The organism is Streptomyces tubercidicus, from assembly GCF_027497495.1.
GTDB lineage: Bacteria > Actinomycetota > Actinomycetes > Streptomycetales > Streptomycetaceae > Streptomyces > Streptomyces tubercidicus.
On record NZ_CP114205.1, the window covers coordinates 5,041,422 to 5,060,219 of the forward strand.

At 71.0% G+C, this 18,798-nt stretch carries 13 protein-coding genes; 8 read left to right on the forward strand and 5 right to left on the reverse strand.

The window, feature by feature from the left end; all coding sequences use genetic code 11:
• Positions 1–114 precede the first annotated feature (114 nt).
• Positions 115–738, reverse strand: a complete 624-nt coding sequence (locus STRTU_RS21985) for a GNAT family N-acetyltransferase (protein WP_159745414.1) — start codon at positions 736–738, stop codon at positions 115–117.
• A 251-nt stretch (positions 739–989) separates the two neighbouring features.
• On the opposite strand from STRTU_RS21985, the gene secA reads away from it, so the two are divergent.
• Positions 990–3,821 carry a preprotein translocase subunit SecA gene (secA, locus tag STRTU_RS21990; protein WP_159745416.1) on the forward strand — a complete coding sequence of 944 codons (2,832 nt, stop codon included), beginning with the start codon at positions 990–992 and terminating at the stop codon, positions 3,819–3,821.
• A gap of 95 nt (positions 3,822–3,916) precedes the next feature.
• On the opposite strand, the gene STRTU_RS21995 is transcribed toward secA, so the two are convergent.
• Positions 3,917–4,768 (reverse strand): Rv3235 family protein, encoded by an 852-nt coding sequence (locus STRTU_RS21995; protein ID WP_159745419.1) that lies wholly within the window; start codon positions 4,766–4,768, stop codon positions 3,917–3,919.
• A 296-nt stretch (positions 4,769–5,064) separates the two neighbouring features.
• Here STRTU_RS21995 and STRTU_RS22000 point away from each other — a divergent pair, with 296 nt between their 5' ends.
• From STRTU_RS22000 to STRTU_RS22010, 3 genes are all read left to right on the forward strand, one after another.
• Positions 5,065–5,571, forward strand: a complete 507-nt coding sequence (locus STRTU_RS22000; protein WP_159745421.1) for a DUF6912 family protein — start codon at positions 5,065–5,067, stop codon at positions 5,569–5,571.
• Between the two features lie 95 nt (positions 5,572–5,666).
• Entirely contained in the window at positions 5,667–6,329 is a 663-nt protein-coding gene (locus STRTU_RS22005; protein WP_159747138.1) for an HAD family hydrolase, read from the forward strand.
• A 492-nt stretch (positions 6,330–6,821) separates the two neighbouring features.
• On the forward strand, positions 6,822–11,783 hold the full coding sequence (locus STRTU_RS22010; protein WP_159745423.1) for an NAD-glutamate dehydrogenase: 4,962 nt from the start codon (positions 6,822–6,824) through the stop codon (positions 11,781–11,783).
• A 94-nt stretch (positions 11,784–11,877) separates the two neighbouring features.
• Here the strand turns inward: STRTU_RS22010 and STRTU_RS22015 are convergent, their stop codons facing one another.
• The gene (locus STRTU_RS22015) at positions 11,878–12,675 is read right to left on the reverse strand and encodes an ABC transporter ATP-binding protein (protein ID WP_159747139.1); all 798 of its coding nucleotides are present in this window, start codon (positions 12,673–12,675) and stop codon (positions 11,878–11,880) included.
• Positions 12,676–12,694: 19 nt separating this feature from the next.
• A complete protein-coding gene (locus STRTU_RS22020; RefSeq protein ID WP_159745426.1) occupies positions 12,695–13,630 on the reverse strand; it encodes an ABC transporter permease in 936 nt (311 codons plus the stop codon).
• A gap of 146 nt (positions 13,631–13,776) precedes the next feature.
• Here STRTU_RS22020 and STRTU_RS22025 point away from each other — a divergent pair, with 146 nt between their 5' ends.
• The 4 genes from STRTU_RS22025 (at position 13,777) to STRTU_RS22040 (ending at position 17,724) form a co-directional block, all read left to right on the forward strand.
• On the forward strand, positions 13,777–14,400 hold the full coding sequence (locus STRTU_RS22025) for a TetR/AcrR family transcriptional regulator (protein WP_159745428.1): 624 nt from the start codon (positions 13,777–13,779) through the stop codon (positions 14,398–14,400).
• Positions 14,401–14,768: 368 nt separating this feature from the next.
• Positions 14,769–16,763, forward strand: a complete 1,995-nt coding sequence (locus STRTU_RS22030; protein WP_159745430.1) for a glycosyltransferase family 2 protein — start codon at positions 14,769–14,771, stop codon at positions 16,761–16,763.
• Positions 16,764–16,945: 182 nt separating this feature from the next.
• Positions 16,946–17,329: a hypothetical protein gene (locus STRTU_RS22035; RefSeq protein ID WP_159745432.1), complete on the forward strand. Its 384-nt coding sequence runs from the start codon at positions 16,946–16,948 to the stop codon at positions 17,327–17,329.
• 122 nt (positions 17,330–17,451) lie between these two features.
• Positions 17,452–17,724, forward strand: coding sequence for a DUF1876 domain-containing protein (locus STRTU_RS22040; RefSeq protein WP_159745434.1), 273 nt, complete (start codon positions 17,452–17,454; stop codon positions 17,722–17,724).
• Between the two features lie 62 nt (positions 17,725–17,786).
• Here STRTU_RS22040 and galE read toward each other — a convergent pair whose 3' ends face one another.
• Entirely contained in the window at positions 17,787–18,764 is a 978-nt protein-coding gene (gene galE / locus STRTU_RS22045; protein ID WP_159745436.1) for a UDP-glucose 4-epimerase GalE, read from the reverse strand.
• Positions 18,765–18,798 lie beyond the last annotated feature (34 nt).

The window sequence follows — 18,798 nt, forward strand, 5'->3', positions numbered from 1 at the left end:
GACAAACGCCCCTGACCTGCGGTGACTGCTGGTGCCGGCGGTGTCCGGGCCCGGCCGGAGCGGGAGCGGCAGGTGCGGTGGGCGCGGCGGCGGGAGGCGACGTGCGGCCGGTGCTCACCCGGGGTACGGCAGATACGGCGTCGCCTCCGGGAGGGCCGCACCGCCGGTGCCGGACGGGCCCGGCTCTCCGGTCAGGTCGGAGGGGAGCAGGGACCCGATCCAGGAATCCCGGCGGGTGCCCTCGTGCACCAGCTTGGCGCGCAGGGTGCCCTCCATCCGGAAACCGAGCTTGCGGGCGACGGCCCGGGAGGCTTCGTTACCGGCCTCCGCGTGCCACTCCATGCGCTCCACGCCCAGGTCATGGAAGGCCCAGCGCAGCACCGCGCGGGCGGCCTCGATGGTGTATCCGTGTCCGCGCTGCTCCTTCGTGGTCCAGAAGCCCAGCTCGGCCTGGCGCTCGGGGGTGCGCAGCTGGGCCAGGCGCACCAGGCTCATGGCGCCGACCAGGGTGCCGTCCGCCCGGGTGACGACGGCGAAGTCGTACGTGGTGTCGTTGCGCCAGCCCTCGGGGGCCGTCGTGCCGACGAATTGTTCCGCGTCCGCCGGCCCGTAGGGTGAGGGGACGGCCGTCCAGCGCGGGATGGCGGGATCCTGGCACGCGGCGTGTACCGCGGGCGCGTCGGAGGGTTCGAAGGGGCGCAGTACGAGGCGCTCGGTGGTGAGGGTAACGGGCTCCATGACGTGAGTCTGCAAGGTTGCGGAAACCATGGCGAAGGGTTTTCGGCGTGATTCCGGGACCAGGCCCGGCACCTTCTCGCGGCGTCGTGCGTTCCTGTGAGGAGAGGGCGGCGGGGTTCGCTGCGGCGTACCTCCCGGCCCGGCGGCGTCCTCCTTTACGATGGCCGTTGCGGCGGGGCCTGCCCCCTTGGAAAAATGCCGCGCCCGCGCACTCGACCGTGCAGGCCCGACCGGCAAGGAGACCAGCCCAAGTGTCCGTCTTGACGAAGATCATGCGTGCAGGCGAAGGAAAGATCCTGCGCAAACTGCACCGCATCGCGGGCCAGGTCAACTCCATCGAGGAGGACTTCGCGGCGCTCTCCGACGCGGAGCTGCGCGCCCTTACGGATGAGTACAAGGAGCGTTACGCGGACGGCGAAAGCCTCGATGACCTGCTGCCCGAGGCGTTCGCCACGGTCCGTGAGGCCGCCAAGCGCGTGCTCGGCCAGCGGCACTACGACGTCCAGCTGATGGGTGGCGCGGCCCTTCACCTCGGGTACGTCGCCGAGATGAAGACCGGTGAGGGCAAGACCCTGGTCGGCACCCTCCCGACGTATCTGAACGCGCTGTCCGGCAAGGGCGTCCACCTGATCACGGTCAACGACTACCTGGCCGAGCGCGACTCCGAGATGATGGGCCGGGTCCACAAGTTCCTGGGCCTGACCGTCGGTTGCATCCTGGCCGACATGACGCCGGCCCAGCGCCGCGAGCAGTACAACTGCGATATCACCTACGGCACGAACAACGAGTTCGGCTTCGACTATCTGCGTGACAACATGGCCTGGTCGCAGGACGAACTCGTCCAGCGGGGCCACAACTTCGCGGTCGTCGACGAGGTCGACTCGATCCTCGTCGACGAGGCCCGTACGCCGCTGATCATCTCCGGCCCGGCGGACTCCGCCACCAAGTGGTACGGCGACTTCGCCAAGTTGGTGCGCCGTCTGAAGCGGGGCGAGGCCGCCAACCCGCAGCGCGGCGTCGAGGAGACCGGCGACTACGACGTCGACGAGAAGAAGCGCACCGTCGGCATCCATGAGTCCGGTGTCAGCAAGGTCGAGGACTGGCTGGGCATCGACAATCTGTACGAGTCGGTGAACACCCCGCTCGTCGGTTACCTGAACAACGCGATCAAGGCCAAGGAGCTCTTCAAGAACGACAAGGACTACGTCGTCATCGACGGCGAAGTCATGATCGTCGACGAGCACACCGGCCGTATCCTCGCCGGCCGCCGCTACAACGAGGGCATGCACCAGGCCATCGAGGCGAAGGAAGGGGTGGAGATCAAGGACGAGAACCAGACCCTCGCCACGATCACCCTCCAGAACTTCTTCCGCCTCTACGACAAGCTCTCCGGCATGACCGGTACGGCCATGACCGAGGCCGCCGAGTTCCACCAGATCTACAAGCTCGGTGTCGTCCCGATCCCGACGAACCGCCCGATGGTCCGTATGGACCAGGCGGACCTGATCTACCGCACCGAGACCGCGAAGTTCGACGCGGTCGTCGAGGACATCGTCGAGAAGCACGGGAAGGGCCAGCCGATCCTGGTCGGCACCACCTCGGTCGAGAAGTCCGAGTACCTCTCCCAGCAGCTCAACAAGCGCGGTGTCGCCCATGAGGTGCTCAACGCCAAGCAGCACGACCGTGAGGCGCCGATCATCGCGCAGGCCGGCCGCAAGGGCGCGGTGACGGTCGCCACGAACATGGCCGGCCGTGGTACGGACATCAAGCTCGGCGGCAACCCCGACGACCTCGCCGAGGCGGAGCTGCGCCAGCGCGGTATGGACCCGGTCGAGCACGTCGAGGAGTGGGCGGCCGCGCTGCCCGCCGCCCTGGAGCGTGCCGAGGCCGCGGTCAAGGCGGAGTTCGAGGAGGTCAAGGACCTCGGCGGGCTCTACGTCCTGGGCACCGAGCGGCATGAGTCGCGGCGGATCGACAACCAGCTGCGCGGTCGCTCCGGCCGTCAGGGTGACCCCGGCGAGTCGCGCTTCTACCTGTCCCTCGGTGACGACCTGATGCGGCTGTTCAAGGCGCAGATGGTCGAGCGGGTCATGGCGATGGCCAATGTGCCCGACGATGTGCCGATCGAGAACAAGATGGTGACGCGGGCGATCGCCTCCGCCCAGTCGCAGGTCGAGCAGCAGAACTTCGAGACGCGGAAGAACGTCCTGAAGTACGACGAGGTGCTCAACCGCCAGCGTGAGGTCATCTACGGCGAGCGCCGCCGCGTCCTGAAGGGCGAGGATCTGCAGGATCAGATCAAGCACTTCATGGACGACACGATCGACGCCTACATCCACGCGGAGACCGTCGAGGGCTTCGCCGAGGAGTGGGACCTGGACCGGCTGTGGGGCGCGTTCAAGCAGCTCTACCCGGTCAAGGTGACCATCGACGAGCTGGAGGAGGAGGCCGGCGACCGCGCGGGCATCACCGCCGAGTTCATCGCCGAGGCCGTCAAGGACGACATCCACGAGCAGTACGCCGCCCGTGAGGAGCACCTCAGCTCGGATGTGATGCGTGAGCTGGAGCGCCGGGTCGTGCTGTCCGTCCTGGACCGCAAGTGGCGTGAGCACCTCTACGAGATGGACTACCTCCAGGAGGGCATCGGCCTGCGGGCGATGGCCCAGAAGGACCCGCTGGTCGAGTACCAGCGCGAGGGCTTCGACATGTTCACCGCGATGATGGAGGGCATCAAGGAGGAGTCCGTCGGCTACCTGTTCAACCTGGAGGTCCAGGTCGAGCAGCAGGTCGAGGAGGTCCCGGTCCAGGAAGCGGTCGAGCCGACCTCGCTGGACAAGGGCGTGCAGGAGGCCGTGCCCGCCGCCGCGGCACGTCCGGAGATCCACGCCAAGGGCCTGGAGGCCCCGCAGCGTCCGGACCGGCTGCACTTCACCGCCCCCAAGGTGGACGGCGACGGCAGCGTCATCGAGGGCGACTTCATCAGCGACGACGAGGCCGGCCCGGCCCGTTCCGAGGCGGACGGTCTGACCCGCGCCGAGCGGCGCAAGGCCCAGAAGAGCGCCGGGCGCCGCCGCAAGAAGTGACGCAGCGCTGACGCGGCTCGGGCACGGGATGCCGGAGCCGCGGCGCGGAGGGCGCCCCGGCCGGAGGACGGCCGGGGCGCCCTTCTGTGTGCCGGTCATGAGGCCGTGCACCGAGGGGCCGGGGTCGGTCCGATGTCGAGGGCGGCGCAGCGCCACCGGGAGTCGGCGCCCAGCTCCAGGCGGAAGGCCAGGGCCCGCAGCCGTTCACCCGCCGCGACCCTGGCGAACGCCTCGATGACACCGCGGCGCGGCGTGCACAGCCCGCAGTCGCGCACGGTGGGGGCCGGGCCGCGCCGGCCGGGACCCGTGGCGGGCCGCAGCGGTGCCTGCGGGGCGAGCTCCGCCAGCCGGTCGTAGGCGGCGGGCAGCGCATGCCCCAGCAGGGCGTGGACGGGCCGCTGCCCGCTGAGCGCGAGCACCAGCTGCTGGGCGAACCAGTGATGCGGCCGGCTCTCGTGCGCCCGTTGCCGTGCGCCGGCGGTGGGCAAGGGGGCACCGGCCGGGCTGACGGGGGTGCCGGTGCGGGCCCGGCGGCTCTCGGCGGCGGCCACCGCGGCGGGGCGGTTGAGGCGTGGAGGGGCGGTCCGGGTGGGGCCACGGCCGCCGGATCCGGGGCCCCGGCCGGCGGAGTCGCTGCGGCCTCCCGCGCTGCTGCGGCCGCCCGAGCCGCTCCGGCCGGACGATCCGGGGCCGCTGCCGGCCGGGCCGAGGGGGCGGCGGTCGGCGGGGGCCCGTCGCGGCCGGGGAACCGCCGGGAGCCTGGCCGGGGTGGCGGCGGAAGGGGTGCGCGGGGCGTCGTCGGCCGCAGTGTTGCCGGGTGCGGTGGGTCGTGTGGTGTCCGTCGCGGCGGCGCCTGCGGGTCGTGCGGTGTGCCCCGTCGCGGCGCTCGGTGACGTGCTGTGGTGGGTGCTGCGGCCGCTGCCGGTCGTGTGGTCGGTGCCGGTCATGCTCGTGATCGCCCCCGTGGTGCCGGGCCCGTGAATTACTGGGCGGTAGCTTTTGTGGTGGAGATCTTCTATCGGCGCGGCCGCGGCGGCAGCAAGGCGCGAAGAGGCCGGAATCGGGGGCGTGAAAAATTCACCCGTCCGTGGCGCGGGCCCGGGATGAAGCCTCGGGAGCGGGGCGCGGGAGGGCCCCGGGACGGGCGGCGCGGGGGACGCGGGGGCGGCACGATGGGGGACGCACGCCCGTATGCTGGCGGGACAATCTTCGGAGTCGAGTGAATCGAGCGGAAGCGGCTGCCATGCGCGTCTATGTCCCCCTGACCCTTTCCGGTCTCGCAGAGGCGCACAAGAACGGTGAGCTGGGCCCCGGCCCCCTCGACGCGTACGCCGTCACACCGGCGCTGCGCGAGTGGTATGTCTCGGACGACATCGAGGAGCTGGAGTACGCGGCGCTCAGCCGCGCCGCCCAGGCGTCGCTGCGCCTGCTCGCCGGGCACCCCGAGGTCGCGCGGCGGCGGGTGGTGGTGGCCGTGGACGTGCCCGACGGTGCCGCGGTGGCCGACCCGGACCGCGGGCTCGACCAGTCGGCGCTGGGCGAGGTGCGGGTCGCCGGGCCGGTGCCGTTGTCGAAGGCCGCGGCCGTGCATCTGGACGCCGCGGACGCCGAGGCGGACATCACCGCGGCCGCGGCGGCGCTCGGCGCCGCGGACCAGGGCGATGACGACGCCCAGTTCACGGTGGACGGTGCGGAGGACCACGACCTGATGTGGTTCGGGGTGCAGGAGATCCCGCAGCTGATCGGCTGAACCGGCGGGACGCCCGCCGGCCCGGACGCGATGTCAGTGGGTGCGGGTACGTTTTCTTCATGGGGAAGCGCACCGGCACCGATCTGGGGGATCGCATGGGGAAGCACGCCACGCACATCGTTTGGGACTGGAACGGCACCCTGTTCCATGACATCGACGCCGTCATCGGGGCGACGAACTCCGCCTTCGCCGAGATCGGGCTGGAGCCGATCACCCTGGAGACGTACCGGGAGCTGTACTGCGTGCCCGTGCCGCGGTTCTACGAGCGGCTCATGGGTCGGCTGCCGACGGAGGCGGAGTGGCTGGTGATGGACGAGGCGTTCCACCGCCACTACAGCACGCACCGGCTGGGCTGTGAGCTCGCCGAAGGGGTGCATGCGCTGCTGGAGGGGTGGCAGTCGGCCGGGCGGAGTCAGTCGATCCTGAGCATGTACGGGCATGACGAGCTGATACCGATCGTGCGCGACTTCGGGATCGAGTCGCGGTTCGTGCGGGTGGACGGCAGGACCGGGCCGTCCGGGGGGACCAAGAGCGCGCATATGGTGCGGCATCTGGCGGCGATGGAGAGCGTTGAGCCGGGACGTACTGTCGTGATCGGTGACGCCGTGGACGATGCGGTGGCGGCACAGGACGCGGGTGCGTACGCGGTGCTCTATACCGGTGGTTCGCACAGCCGCGGGAGCCTGGAGACCGCCGGCGTGCCGGTGGTGGACACGCTCGCCGAGGCGGTCGGGCTGGCGGGAGAGATCGTCCTCTAGGGCGGAGACGCCCGCACCGCCCGGCGACGCACCGCCCGCCCCGCGCCGTTCCGCGTCTTCTCGGCGCCGGAGTCCCACACACCGCTGCTCCGGTGGTCCGCCGGACCTCCGGGCGCCGTGGCGGCCCGTACACCGCACCCCGGCGTTTCATTGTCCAGAAGGTCTAAGTTCGGGCCGAGGATTTGTTCCCCCACGGCCCATGACGGCACCCATGTGGGGAGAGATAGCCTTGCACCGTGATCAGCGCGATAACCCGCGGGGGCACCGATGCCCCTGCCGTGCGCCCGGGACACCACCGTGACCGGGCGGTCGCTGGTCTTTGCGGCCACGGTCCCCTGTCGGCATTGTCAAAGATTGTCGATAACGGCACGGCCTTCTCTCATCGCGGCATAGCGTCGACAGCGACAGGACACCCCACGTCGCGGCGTTGTGCGGCTTCCCACACGTTCTTCCACAACGTCACGCAACGGCGCGCGACAGGAGCCAGAGGACATGCAGACCAAGCTGGACGAAGCCAAGACCGAGCTGCTCGCCAGGGCCGCCCGGGTCGTTGAAAGCAGCCCGGCCGGGGGGAAGCACCCGGTACGCGGCCTCGACCCGGACGCCCTTTCGGGATACCTCCAGCGCTACTACCTGCACACCGCCCCTGAGGACCTCGCCGACCGTGACCCGGTCGACGTCGTCGGCGCCGCGCTCTCCCACTACCGGCTCGCGGAGATGCGCCCCCAGGGCACCGCGAACGTCCGGGTGCACACCCCGACCGTCGAGGAGAACGGCTGGACCTGCAGCCACTCCGTCGTCGAGGTCGTCACCGACGACATGCCGTTCCTCGTCGACTCGGTCACCAATGAGCTCTCCCGGCAGGGGCGCGGCATCCATGTCGTGATCCACCCGCAGGTGATCGTCCGCCGTGATGTGGCCGGCAAGCTCATCGAGGTCTTCGACTCCAACTGCGACGCGCACGGCAGGACCGGCAAGGGCAAGGCCACGAAGCTGCCGCACGACGCGGTCACCGAGTCCTGGATCCATGTCGAGATGGACCGCGAGACGGACCGCGAGGACCTCCAGCAGATCACCGCGGATCTCCTGCGGGTGCTGTCCGATGTCCGCGAGGCCGTCGAGGACTGGGAGAAGATGCGGGCCGCCGCCGGCCGTATCGCCGACGAGCTGCCCGCCGAGCCGGTCGCCGACGACCTGGGCGACCAGGAGATCGAGGAGGCCCAGGAGCTGCTGCGGTGGCTGTCCGCGGACCACTTCACCTTCCTCGGCTACCGCGAGTACGAGCTGACCACCGCGCCCGCTGAGAGCGGCGCCGACGAGGACGTGCTGACCGCCGTGCCCGGCACCGGCCTGGGCATACTGCGCGCCGACCCGACGCACCGCGAGACCGCCGACGGCCACCCCGTCTCGCCGTCCTTCAACCGGCTGCCCGCCGACGCCCGCGCCAAGGCCCGTGAGCACAAGCTGCTCATCCTGACCAAGGCCAACAGCCGCGCCACCGTCCACCGCCCCTCCTACCTCGACTACGTCGGCGTCAAGAAGTTCGACGCCAAGGGCAATGTCGTCGGGGAGCGGCGCTTTCTGGGCCTGTTCTCCTCGGCCGCGTACACCGAGTCCGTGCGCCGGGTGCCGGTCATCCGCCGCAAGGTCGCCGAGGTCCTGGAGGGCGCGGGCTTCAGCGCCGACAGCCATGACGGCCGCGACCTGCTGCAGATCCTGGAGACCTACCCGCGCGACGAGCTGTTCCAGACGCCGGTCGACGAGCTGCGGTCCATCGCCACCAGCGTCCTCTACCTGCAAGAGCGCCGCCGGCTGCGGCTCTACCTCCGCCAGGACGAGTACGGCCGCTACTACTCCGCGCTGGTCTACCTCCCGCGCGACCGCTACACCACCGGTGTGCGGCTGCGCCTGATCGACATCCTCAAGGAGGAACTGGGCGGCACCAGCGTCGACTTCACCGCCTGGAACACCGAGTCGATCCTCTCCCGGCTGCACTTCGTCATCCGCGTCGAGCCGGGCGCCAGCCTGCCGGAGCTCACCGACGCCGACGCCGACCGCCTGGAGAGCCGGCTGGTGGAAGCCGCCCGCTCCTGGGCCGACGGCTTCTCCGAGGCGCTGAACGCCGAGGTCGGCGAGGAGCGCGCCGCCGAACTGGCGCGCCGCTACAGCCACGCCTTCCCCGAGGGCTACAAGGCCGACAACAGCCCGCGCAGCGCCGTCGCCGACGTCCAGCATCTGGAGAAGCTCACCGGCGAGCCGGGCAGCGACTTCTCGGTCAGCCTCTACGAACCGGTCGACGCGGGCCCCGGCGAGCGCCGCTTCAAGATCTACCGCAGGGGCGAGCCGGTCTCGCTGTCCCGGGTGCTGCCCGGCCTGAACCGGCTGGGCGTCGAGGTCGTCGACGAGCGCCCGCACGAGCTGCGCTGCGCCGACTCCACCATCGCCTGGGTCTACGACTTCGGGCTGCGGATGCCGGAGCACGTCAAGGGCGACGACGCCCGCGAGCGCTTCCAGGACGCCTTCACCGCCGTGTGGACCGGCGCCGCCGAGAGCGACAACTTCAACACCCTGGTGCTGTGCGCCGGCCTCAACTGGCGCCAGGCGATGGTGCTGCGGGCCTACGCCAAGTACCTGCGGCAGGCCGGTGCGACCTTCAGCCAGACGTACATGGAGGAGACGCTCGCCAACAACGTCCACACCACCCGGCTGCTGGTCTCGCTGTTCGAGGCGCGGATGTCCCCGGACCGCCAGCGGGCCGGCACCGAGCTGACCGACGGGCTGCTGGAGGAGCTGGACGGGGCGCTGGACCAGGTCGCCTCCCTGGACGAGGACCGGATCCTGCGGTCCTTCCTCACGGTCATCAAGGCGACGCTGCGCACCAACCACTACCAGAAGAACAGCCAGGGCAGGCCGCACAGCTACCTGTCCATGAAGCTGGACCCGCAGGCCATCCCCGACCTGCCGGCGCCCCGCCCGGCGTACGAGATCTGGGTGTACTCCCCGCAGGTCGAGGGCGTCCATCTGCGGTTCGGCAAGGTCGCACGCGGTGGTCTGCGCTGGTCGGACCGCCGGGAGGACTTCCGTACGGAGATCCTCGGCCTGGTCAAGGCGCAGATGGTCAAGAACACCGTCATCGTGCCGGTCGGCGCGAAGGGCGGCTTCGTCGGCAAGCAGCTCCCGGACCCGTCGCAGGACCGGGACGCCTGGCTGGCCGAGGGCATCGCCTGCTACAAGACCTTCATTTCCGGTCTGCTGGATATCACCGACAACCTGGTCGGCGGCGAGGTCGAGCACCCCAAGGACGTCGTACGGCACGACGAGGACGACACCTACCTCGTCGTCGCCGCCGACAAGGGCACCGCGACCTTCTCCGACATCGCCAACGAGGTGGCCCAGTCCTACGGCTTCTGGCTGGGTGACGCCTTCGCCTCCGGCGGCAGCGCCGGCTACGACCACAAGGGCATGGGCATCACCGCCCGCGGCGCCTGGGAGTCGGTCAAGCGGCACTTCCGCGAGCTGGGCGTCGACACCCAGTCCGAGGACTTCACGGTCGTCGGCGTCGGCGACATGTCCGGTGACGTCTTCGGCAACGGCATGCTGCTCAGCGAGCACATCCGGCTGGTCGCCGCCTTCGACCACCGGCACATCTTCCTCGACCCGAACCCGGACGCGGCGACCTCGTACGCCGAGCGCCGCCGGCTCTTCGAGCTGCCCCGTTCGTCCTGGGCGGACTACAACACCGAGCTGCTCTCGCAGGGCGGCGGCATCCACCCGCGCTCGGCCAAGTCCATCCAGATCAACGCGCAGGTGCGGGCCGCCCTCGGCATCGAGGCCGGGGTCAAGAAGATGACGCCCGCCGATCTGATGCGGGCCATCCTCAAGGCACCGGTCGACCTGCTGTGGAACGGCGGCATCGGGACGTATGTGAAGTCCACGGCGGAGTCCAACGCCGATGTGGGCGACAAGTCCAACGACGCCATCCGGGTCAACGGCGAGGACCTGCGGGTCAAGGTCGTCGGCGAGGGCGGCAACCTGGGCCTGACCCAGCTGGGCCGGATCGAGTTCGCCACCGCCGGCGGGAAGATCAACAACGACGCGATCGACAACAGCGCCGGTGTGGACACCTCCGACCACGAGGTGAACATCAAGATCCTGCTCAACGCCGTGGTCGCGGACGGCGATATGACGGTCAAGCAGCGCAACAAGCTGCTGGCCGAGATGACCGACGAGGTCGGCGCGCTGGTGCTGCGCAACAACTACGCGCAGAACACCGCGCTGGCGCTGGCCCTCGCCCAGTCCTCCAGCATGCTCAACGCCCAGCAGCGCTTCATGCGCCGGCTGGTGCGCGACGGTGACCTCGACCGGGCGCTGGAGTTCCTGCCCACCGACCGGCAGATCCGTGAGCGGCTGAACGCCGGCCGCGGGCTGACCCAGCCCGAGACCGCGGTACTGCTGGCGTACACCAAGATCACGGTCGCCGAGGCGCTGATCCAGACCGGGCTGCCGGACGACCCGTACCTCCAGCGGCTGCTGCACGCCTACTTCCCCTCGGCGCTGCACGAGCGGTTCCCCGAGCAGGTCGACGGGCATGCGCTGCGCCGCGAGATCGTCACGACGGTGCTGGTCAACGACACCGTCAACACCGGCGGTACGAGCTTCCTGCACCGTATGCGGGAGGAGACCGGCGCCTCCCTCGAAGAGGTCGTCCGGGCGCACACCGCGGCCCGCGCGATCTTCCGGCTGGGCCAGGTCTGGGACGACGTCGAGGCGCTCGACAATGTCGTCGCGGCCGATGTCCAGACCCGGATCCGGCTGCACTCGCGCCGCCTCGTCGAGCGCGGCACCCGCTGGCTGCTCAACAACCGCCCGCAGCCGCTGGAGCTGTCCGAGACCATCGACTTCTTCGCGGACCGGGTCTCCCAGGTCTGGGCGGAGCTGCCGAAGCTGCTCCAGGGCGGCGACCTCGAATGGTTCCAGGCGATCCTGGAGGAGCTGACCGACGCGGGCGTGCCCGAGGAACTGGCCGTCCAGGTGTCCGGCTTCTCCTCGGTCTTCCCGGCGCTGGACATCGTCGCCGTCGCGGACCGGCTGGACAAGGAACCGCTGGATGTCGCCGAGGTCTACTACGACCTGGCCGACCGGCTGAGGATCAACCAGCTCCTGGACCGCATCCTGGAGCTGCCGCGCAACGACCGCTGGCAGTCGATGGCGCGCGCCTCGATCCGCGAGGACCTCTTCGCCGCCCATGCGGCGCTGACCTCGGACGTGCTGTCGGTGGGCAACGGCTCCTCGACGCCGGAGCAGCGGTTCAAGGCCTGGGAGCAGGCCAACGCGGCGATCCTCGGCCGCGCCCGCGCGACGCTGGAGGAGATCCACGGGTCGGAGGGCTTCGACCTGGCGAACCTGTCCGTGGCCATGCGGACGATGCGGACGCTGCTGCGCACGCATAAGTGACGGACGGACCCGGGCCCGTGTGGGGCCCGGGTTCCGGCACGGCAAAGGGGCGCACCCCTCGCGGATGCGCCCCTCCGTCGTGTCCGGCGACGGATCAGCGGTGCTGCGCCTCGTACGCCTTGACGACCTCGTCCGTCGGGCCATCCATGATCAGCTCACCGCGCTCCAGCCACAGCACGCGGTTGCACGTATCGCGGATGGACTTGTTGTTGTGGCTGACCAGGAAGACCGTGCCGGCCTCCTTGCGCAGCTCGCGTATGCGGGCCTCGGAGCGCTTCTGGAAGCTGCGGTCGCCGGTGGCCAGCGCCTCGTCGATCATCAGGACGTCGTGGTCCTTGGCGGCGGCGATGGAGAACCGCAGGCGGGCGGCCATGCCGGAGGAGTAGGTGCGCATCGGCAGCGAGATGAAGTCGCCCTTCTCGTTGATGCCGGAGAAGTCGACGATGCCGTCGTAGCGCTCGCGGACCTGCTCGCGGGACATGCCCATCGCCAGGCCGCCGAGGATGACGTTCTTCTCGCCGGTCAGGTCGTTCATCATCGCCGCGTTGACGCCCAGCAGGGAGGGCTGGCCGTGGGTGTAGACCTTGCCGCGCTCCGCGGGCAGCAGCCCGGCGACCGCCTTGAGCAGCGTCGACTTGCCCGAGCCGTTGGACCCGATCAGTCCGATCGACTCGCCCCGGTAGGCGGTGAAGGAGACGCCCTTGACCGCGTGCACCTCGCGCACTCCCGCGGTGGGCTTGCGGCGCACGATGCGGTTGAGCGCCGCGGTGGCGCTGCCCTTGCCCGTGCCGGTGCCGTAGACGCGGTAGACGATGTGCAGATCGTCCGCGATCACCGTGGGGATGCGGGCCTCGGGGGTCTTGGCCGGGCGGGTGGCGCTGCGCTCGGCCACATCCGTACCGTTCGACTGCTCAGCCACGTCCGTACCGCTCCTCTGCCTTCCAGAAGTACACAAAGCCCACGACACCCGCCAGCAGGGCCCAGCCGGCCGCGAACGCCCAGACGTGCGGTGGCAGCTGGTTCGCCTTGAAGCTGTCGATCAGAGCGAAGCGCATCAGGTCGATGTAGACCGCGGCGGGGTTGCCGTTCAGCAGCACCACCACGAACTGCGGGAGGTGCTTGCCCTGGATGATCAGGCTGATGCTGAACATCACGCCGGAGGCGTACATCCAGGTCCGCATGATGAAGGGCATCAGCTGCGCCAGGTCCGGGGTCTTCGCCCCCAGGCGCGCCATGACCATCGCCAGGCCGGTGTTGAAGACGAACTGCAGCGTCAGCGCCGGGACGACCAGCAGCCACGACCACGTCGGGACCTGCCCGAAGCAGAGCAGGATGACCACGAGCACGCCCATGGAGTACAGCAGCTGCTGGAGCTGTGCCAGGCAGAACGAGATCGGCAGGCAGGCGCGCGGGAAGTGCAACGCCCGCACCAGGCCGAGGTTGCCGGAGATCGCCCGGGTGCCGGCCATCACCGAGTTCTGCAGGAAGGTGAAGACGAAGACGCCGGTCACCAGGAACGGGACGAAGTCGTGGACGCCTCTCTTGGTGCCGATCAGCACACCGAAGATCAAGTAGTAGACGGCCGCGTTGAGCAGGGGGGTCAGGACCTGCCAGAGCTGGCCGAGCTTGGCGGTGGTGTACATCGCGGTGAGCTTGGCGCTGGCGAACGAGGTGATGAAGTGCCGCCGGTGCCACAGCTGCCGGGTGTACTCCGGCAGCGAAGGGCGGGCGCCGCTCACCGTGAGGCCGTGGCGTTCGGCCAGCGCGCGCAGCTCGGGATCGGGAGAGGCGCCGACGGCGGGCGCCCGGTTGGGCGTCGGGGCCGGGGGCGCGAGGGTCTGGGGCATGGAGGAGGCCGCTTTCGCTTGCGTACGGGGGCGGGGGAACGAGAACGGAGCCATACGACGGAACGGGGCCGTATCGTCGCGACGTCGACACTAAAGGGTGCTCACGTCGAAACGCAACCGTAGCGTCGTGACGCTATGCTCAAGGCATGGCACACGACGGCAGCGGGAGCGAACCCGCAGCGGCGCGCCGGGCCCCGGCGGGCGCCGCCGTACTGCGCGAGGACAAGACCGAGGCGATCCGTGCCGCGGTCTTCGAGGAGCTGGCCGCGGCGGGCTTCGCCCGGATGTCGATCGAGGGCATCGCGCGGCGGGCGGGCGTCGGCAAGACCGCCGTCTACCGGCGGTGGCGCTCCAAACTGCACCTCGTCCTGGACGTGGTCTCCGCGGTGGCCGTGGCGGGGATGCCGACACCGGACACCGGGTCGCTGTCCGGCGACGTACGGATGCTGCTGGAGGTCGCGGCGCGGGCGCTGCGGCACCCGATGGCCTCGCAGATCATCCCGGACCTGCTGGCGGAGGCGGCCCGCAGTCCCGAGCTGGCGCAGGCCCTGAAGGCGGCGCTGCACGACAGTCAGGAGGGCGTCGCGGCTGCGGTGGTGGCACGGGCCGTCGAACGTGGCGAGCTGCCGCAGGATGTCGACGCCCGCCTCGCCCTGGACCTGCTGACCGGCCCGCTGTACTGGCGGCTGCTGGTCACCCGCGACGAGCTGCCCAAGGGGTACCTGGACGCGCTGTCGGGGTCGGTGGTGGCGGCGCTGGGGGCGGAGTGAGGGGCGTTACCCGGGGCGGGGCGGTCACCTGGGGAGCGGTCACCTAGGGAGGGGGCGAACGGATCCCGTAAGGGGTGCGCGGGCCCCCTCGGGGCCACAACGGGAGGGGTGGGGCGGGGTATTCCCGGGGGAGGGGAAGCGGCGACACCGTGTCCGGCCAGGGGCGGCGCGGGTGTGTTCCCGGGGGAGGGTCGGGCAACCTCCAGGGGGCGGAGCGCCTCTTGTGGGGTGGCGGGCGGCGGCACCACCGGCGGTCCGGCCACGAACGGCGCACCTGCACCTCGCGTTATATGTCTGGAGAGTCCCCTCTGCCCGGCCGGGGTGCCGGGTCAGCCGGGGACCTGGATTGCCGAAAGAACGGAGGCACGGTGCCCGTACCGAGCGACCCCGCGGCCACTGCCCCCGCCGGATCTCACGCCCCGGCGCCGACCGTTTCCGTGATCGTGCCGGTGCACAACACCCGGCGCTACCTCGACCGCAGCCTCGGCTCGGTCTTCGCCCAGACCCTGGACCGGCGCCATATCGAGGTGATCGCGGTCGATGACGGCTCGACCGACGGCAGCGCCGAATGGCTGGCCGCACAGGCCCGCCGCCACCCCCACCTGACGGTGCTGCGCCAGGAGGCCTCCGGCGGCGCGGGCAAACCGCGTAACGCCGGGCTGGCCCGCGCCAGGGGCGACTACGTCTTCTTCCTCGACTCCGACGACCGCCTCGACCCCGAGGCCCTGTTCTGGCTCACCCGTACGGCCCAGAAGTGCCGCTCCGACATCGTCTACGGGCGGATCGCCGGCGCCGACGGCCGCGCCGCCCCCATCGACCTGCGCACCACCAGCGAACAGGTCTCGGTCTTCGACTCCCCCGTCTACTGGTCCCTGGCCGCCTACAAACTCTTCCGCCGGTCCTTCCTCGAAGACCACCGGCTGCGCTTCGTCGAGGGCCGGCTGCTCGCCGAGGACCTGCCGTTCGGTATCACCGCCCTGCTGCGCGCCGACGTCGTCTCCGTCTTCGCCGAACGCACCTGCTACTACCTGCACGGACGCGAGGACCAGAGCAACGCCAGCCGCCAGGACACCGACTGGTGCGAATATCTCGGCTACATCGGCACCGTCCTGGACGGCGTCGCGGCTGCCGTCCCGCCCGGCGCGAACCGCGACAAACTGATGGTCCGGCACTTCCACGGCGAGATACTCATGCCCTTCGGGGCCCCCTTCCTCGCCCGCGACCCCGCGGGCCGCAGCGCGATGGCGGCCGCCGCCCGCCCGCTCGTGGAGCGCTACCTCACCGACCGGGTGCTGGCCGCCCTGCCGCCCGGCCTCCGGCTGCGCGCCCACTGCCTGCGCGCCGGACTCGACGACGAACTGACCGCCGTGGTCCGCGCCGACACCGAGGCCGGCCCGCAGCCGCCGCACCTGGACGACGACGGCCGGGTCTACGCCGGCTACCCGTACTTCCGCGACCCCGGGCGCGCCCTCCCCGACGCCTGCTACGACCTCACCGACCGCGTGGTGCTGCGCCAGCGGCTGATCCGGCAGCACTGGGTGGGCGGCGTACTGCATCTGCGGGGCACCGCGGCCCTGCCCTGGCTCGGCGGCGACACCGTCGAGATCCTGCTGCGCCGCGCCGGCACCACCCACCGGGTCCCCGCCCGGTACGCGGACGGCGCCTGGCGGGCCGCCGTCGACCCGGCGACCGCGGCGGACGGCGGGCCGCTGGCCGACGGTGTCTGGGGCTTCAAGATCGCGGTCACCGCGTACGGCCCGGACGGCGCCGCGGGGCCCGCCCTGCGCCGCGAGGCCTGGCTGGTCCCGGACGACGACGCGGCGGACGGGGACGACACCGGCTTCGCGCCCCGGATCGTCGGCCGGGGCCCGGCCGGCCCGGCCGTCGCCGCGCTCTTCCGCTCCCGGCCGCACGGCCACCTCCACCTCGACCTCAACCGGGACGCGGCCCGCCGGCCACTCGGCGCGGATCTGCGCGGCACGGCGGACCGGACGCGGGCCGGACGGGCCAGCCTCCCCGCTCGGCTCCCCCTCCCTACCCGGCTCCCCCTCCCGGCCCGGCTCACCCTCACCGCCCAACTCACCCTCCCCGGCTGCCCCGTGGACGCCGAGCTGCGGCTGCTCCTCCAGGACGGGACCCGCACCGTGGCGCTGCGCACCACGGTCGAGCGGGCCGCCCGCGACCGGTACACCGTGCGCTCCCTGCTGCGCGGCGGCCCCTCGGGCACCTGGCGGGTCGCGCTGCGGGTGACCGGGGGCCCGTTCCGCCGTGAGCTGCCGGTCCGTACGGCCGACGGACAGCAGCTCACCCTCACCGTGCCGGGCGGCTCCCCGGCGGGCCTCCTGCGTCGGGCGCGCCGCTGACACTCCCGTACGCCCCGGCTCGCCCCGTCACCCCCGGCAGCCCGCCCCGTGAGCCCCTTTCGGCAATAGCCGAATGCCGTTGCCCGGCCCGCCCCCGCTGCAACAGGCTGGCCCACGATCAGGCACCGGCAGCGGTGCACCCGCGAGACGACTCGCGGGCCGTATGAACAGGGGGAACACCTATGTCCGTACTGAAGCGAGCCGGAATAACGGCCGCGGCCGTCGCGGCGCTGCTCGTCCCGGCCGGTGTGGTCGTCGGCACCGCCGGACCCGCGGCCGCCGCGAAGGCCGCCACCACTCAGGGATGCCCGTACGGGGCGGTCTGCATCTACCCGCAGAACGCCGGCTGGAACGGCGGCCACCCGTCGCACTTCTACTACAGCTACGGGGCCCACAACCTCAGCAACATGGTCGGGGTGCACCGCATCTACAACAACCAGTCCGGGGGCGCGACCATGCGGACCTGCACGGGCTACAACGGCACCGGCTGCGAGGGCTACCTGCCGGCCAACAACTACATCGACAAGAACATGACGCCGATCAACTCGATCACCCTCCAGCCGTAGCCGTACGGCACCGGTGAGGGCGCCGGGGCCGGGTCTCCTGCCGGGAGGCCCGGCCCCCGCACACCGTGCGGCGGACGGCAACCGGGCGCACGCTGGTAGCAGCGGCTCCGGAGGTGATCGTCATGTTGCAGACCGCTGTCGGATGGCATGTCGAGATGGAATTCGAGGAGGACACCCACCGCACGCGCGCCGCCGCCCTGGTACGGCTCCCCGACGGGACCGAGGTGCGCGCCCACGGATACGCCAGCCGTCACCCCGTCGACTCCAACCAGCCGAGGGTCGGCGAAGAGGTCGCGGGAGCCAGAGCGCTCAACGAACTGGCGATGAAACTGCTGACCAAGGCACACGACGAGATCGACGAGGCGTCCGGCCGGACCTCGTACCCGCTGACCTGACCTGACCAGGCCGGCGCCGGGTACGCGCCCTGCGGGTCAGACCTGCGGGTCAGACCTGCGGGTCAGACCTGCGGGTGGTGGTACCGCCAGCCCTCCCAGGCCGAGGTGATCATGTCGCGGACGTCGTGACGGGCCTTCCAGCCCAGCTCCCCGGCGATCCGGTCGGCGGCCGCGACCACCCGGGCCGGGTCGCCCGCCCGGCGCGGGGTGACCTCGGCGGTGACGCCTTCGTGCCCGGTGATCCGGGCGATCAGCTCGACCAGCTCACGCACCGACACCCCCTCACCGCGCCCGATGTTCAGCGTCAGATCGCGCACCGGGCCCGGCTCGGCGAGCTTGCGGGCGGCCGCGACATGGGCCTCGGCGAGGTCGGCGACATGGATGTAGTCGCGGATGCAGGTGCCGTCCGGGGTGTCGTAGTCATCGCCGAAGATGCGCGGCGCGGCGCCCGCGGTGAGCCGTTCGAAGACCATCGGGACGATGTTGAAGACTCCGGTGTCGGCCAGCTCGGGGGTGGCCGCACCGGCGACGTTGAAGTAGCGCAGACAGGCGGTGCTGATGCCGTGCGCCCGGCCGGCCGCACGCGCCATCCACTCCCCGACGAGCTTGGTCTCGCCGTACGGGTTGATCGGCGTGCAGGGGGTGTCCTCGGTGACCAGGTCGACATCCGGCATGCCGTAGACGGCGGCCGAGGACGAGAACACCAGCCGGCCGACGCCGCCCGCGGCCATCGCCTCCAGCAGCGTCTGCAGACCGTGCACATTCTCGCGGTAGTAGTGCAGCGGCATCTCGACGGACTCACCGACCTGCTTCTTCGCGGCCAGGTGGATGACATCGGTGATGCCGTGCTCGGCGAACGTGGCGTCGAGCAGCGCACGGTTCAGGGTGGAGCCGACGACCAGCGGCACACCCTCGGGGATCCGGGCGGCCACGCCCGTCGTCAGGTCGTCGAGCACGACGACCGACTCGCCCGCCTGGCGCAGGGCCCGTACGACATGGGCGCCGATGTAGCCGGCACCACCCGTGATCAAGTAAGACATAGCGCCATCCTAGGCTCGGGAACGGAAAGGGCGG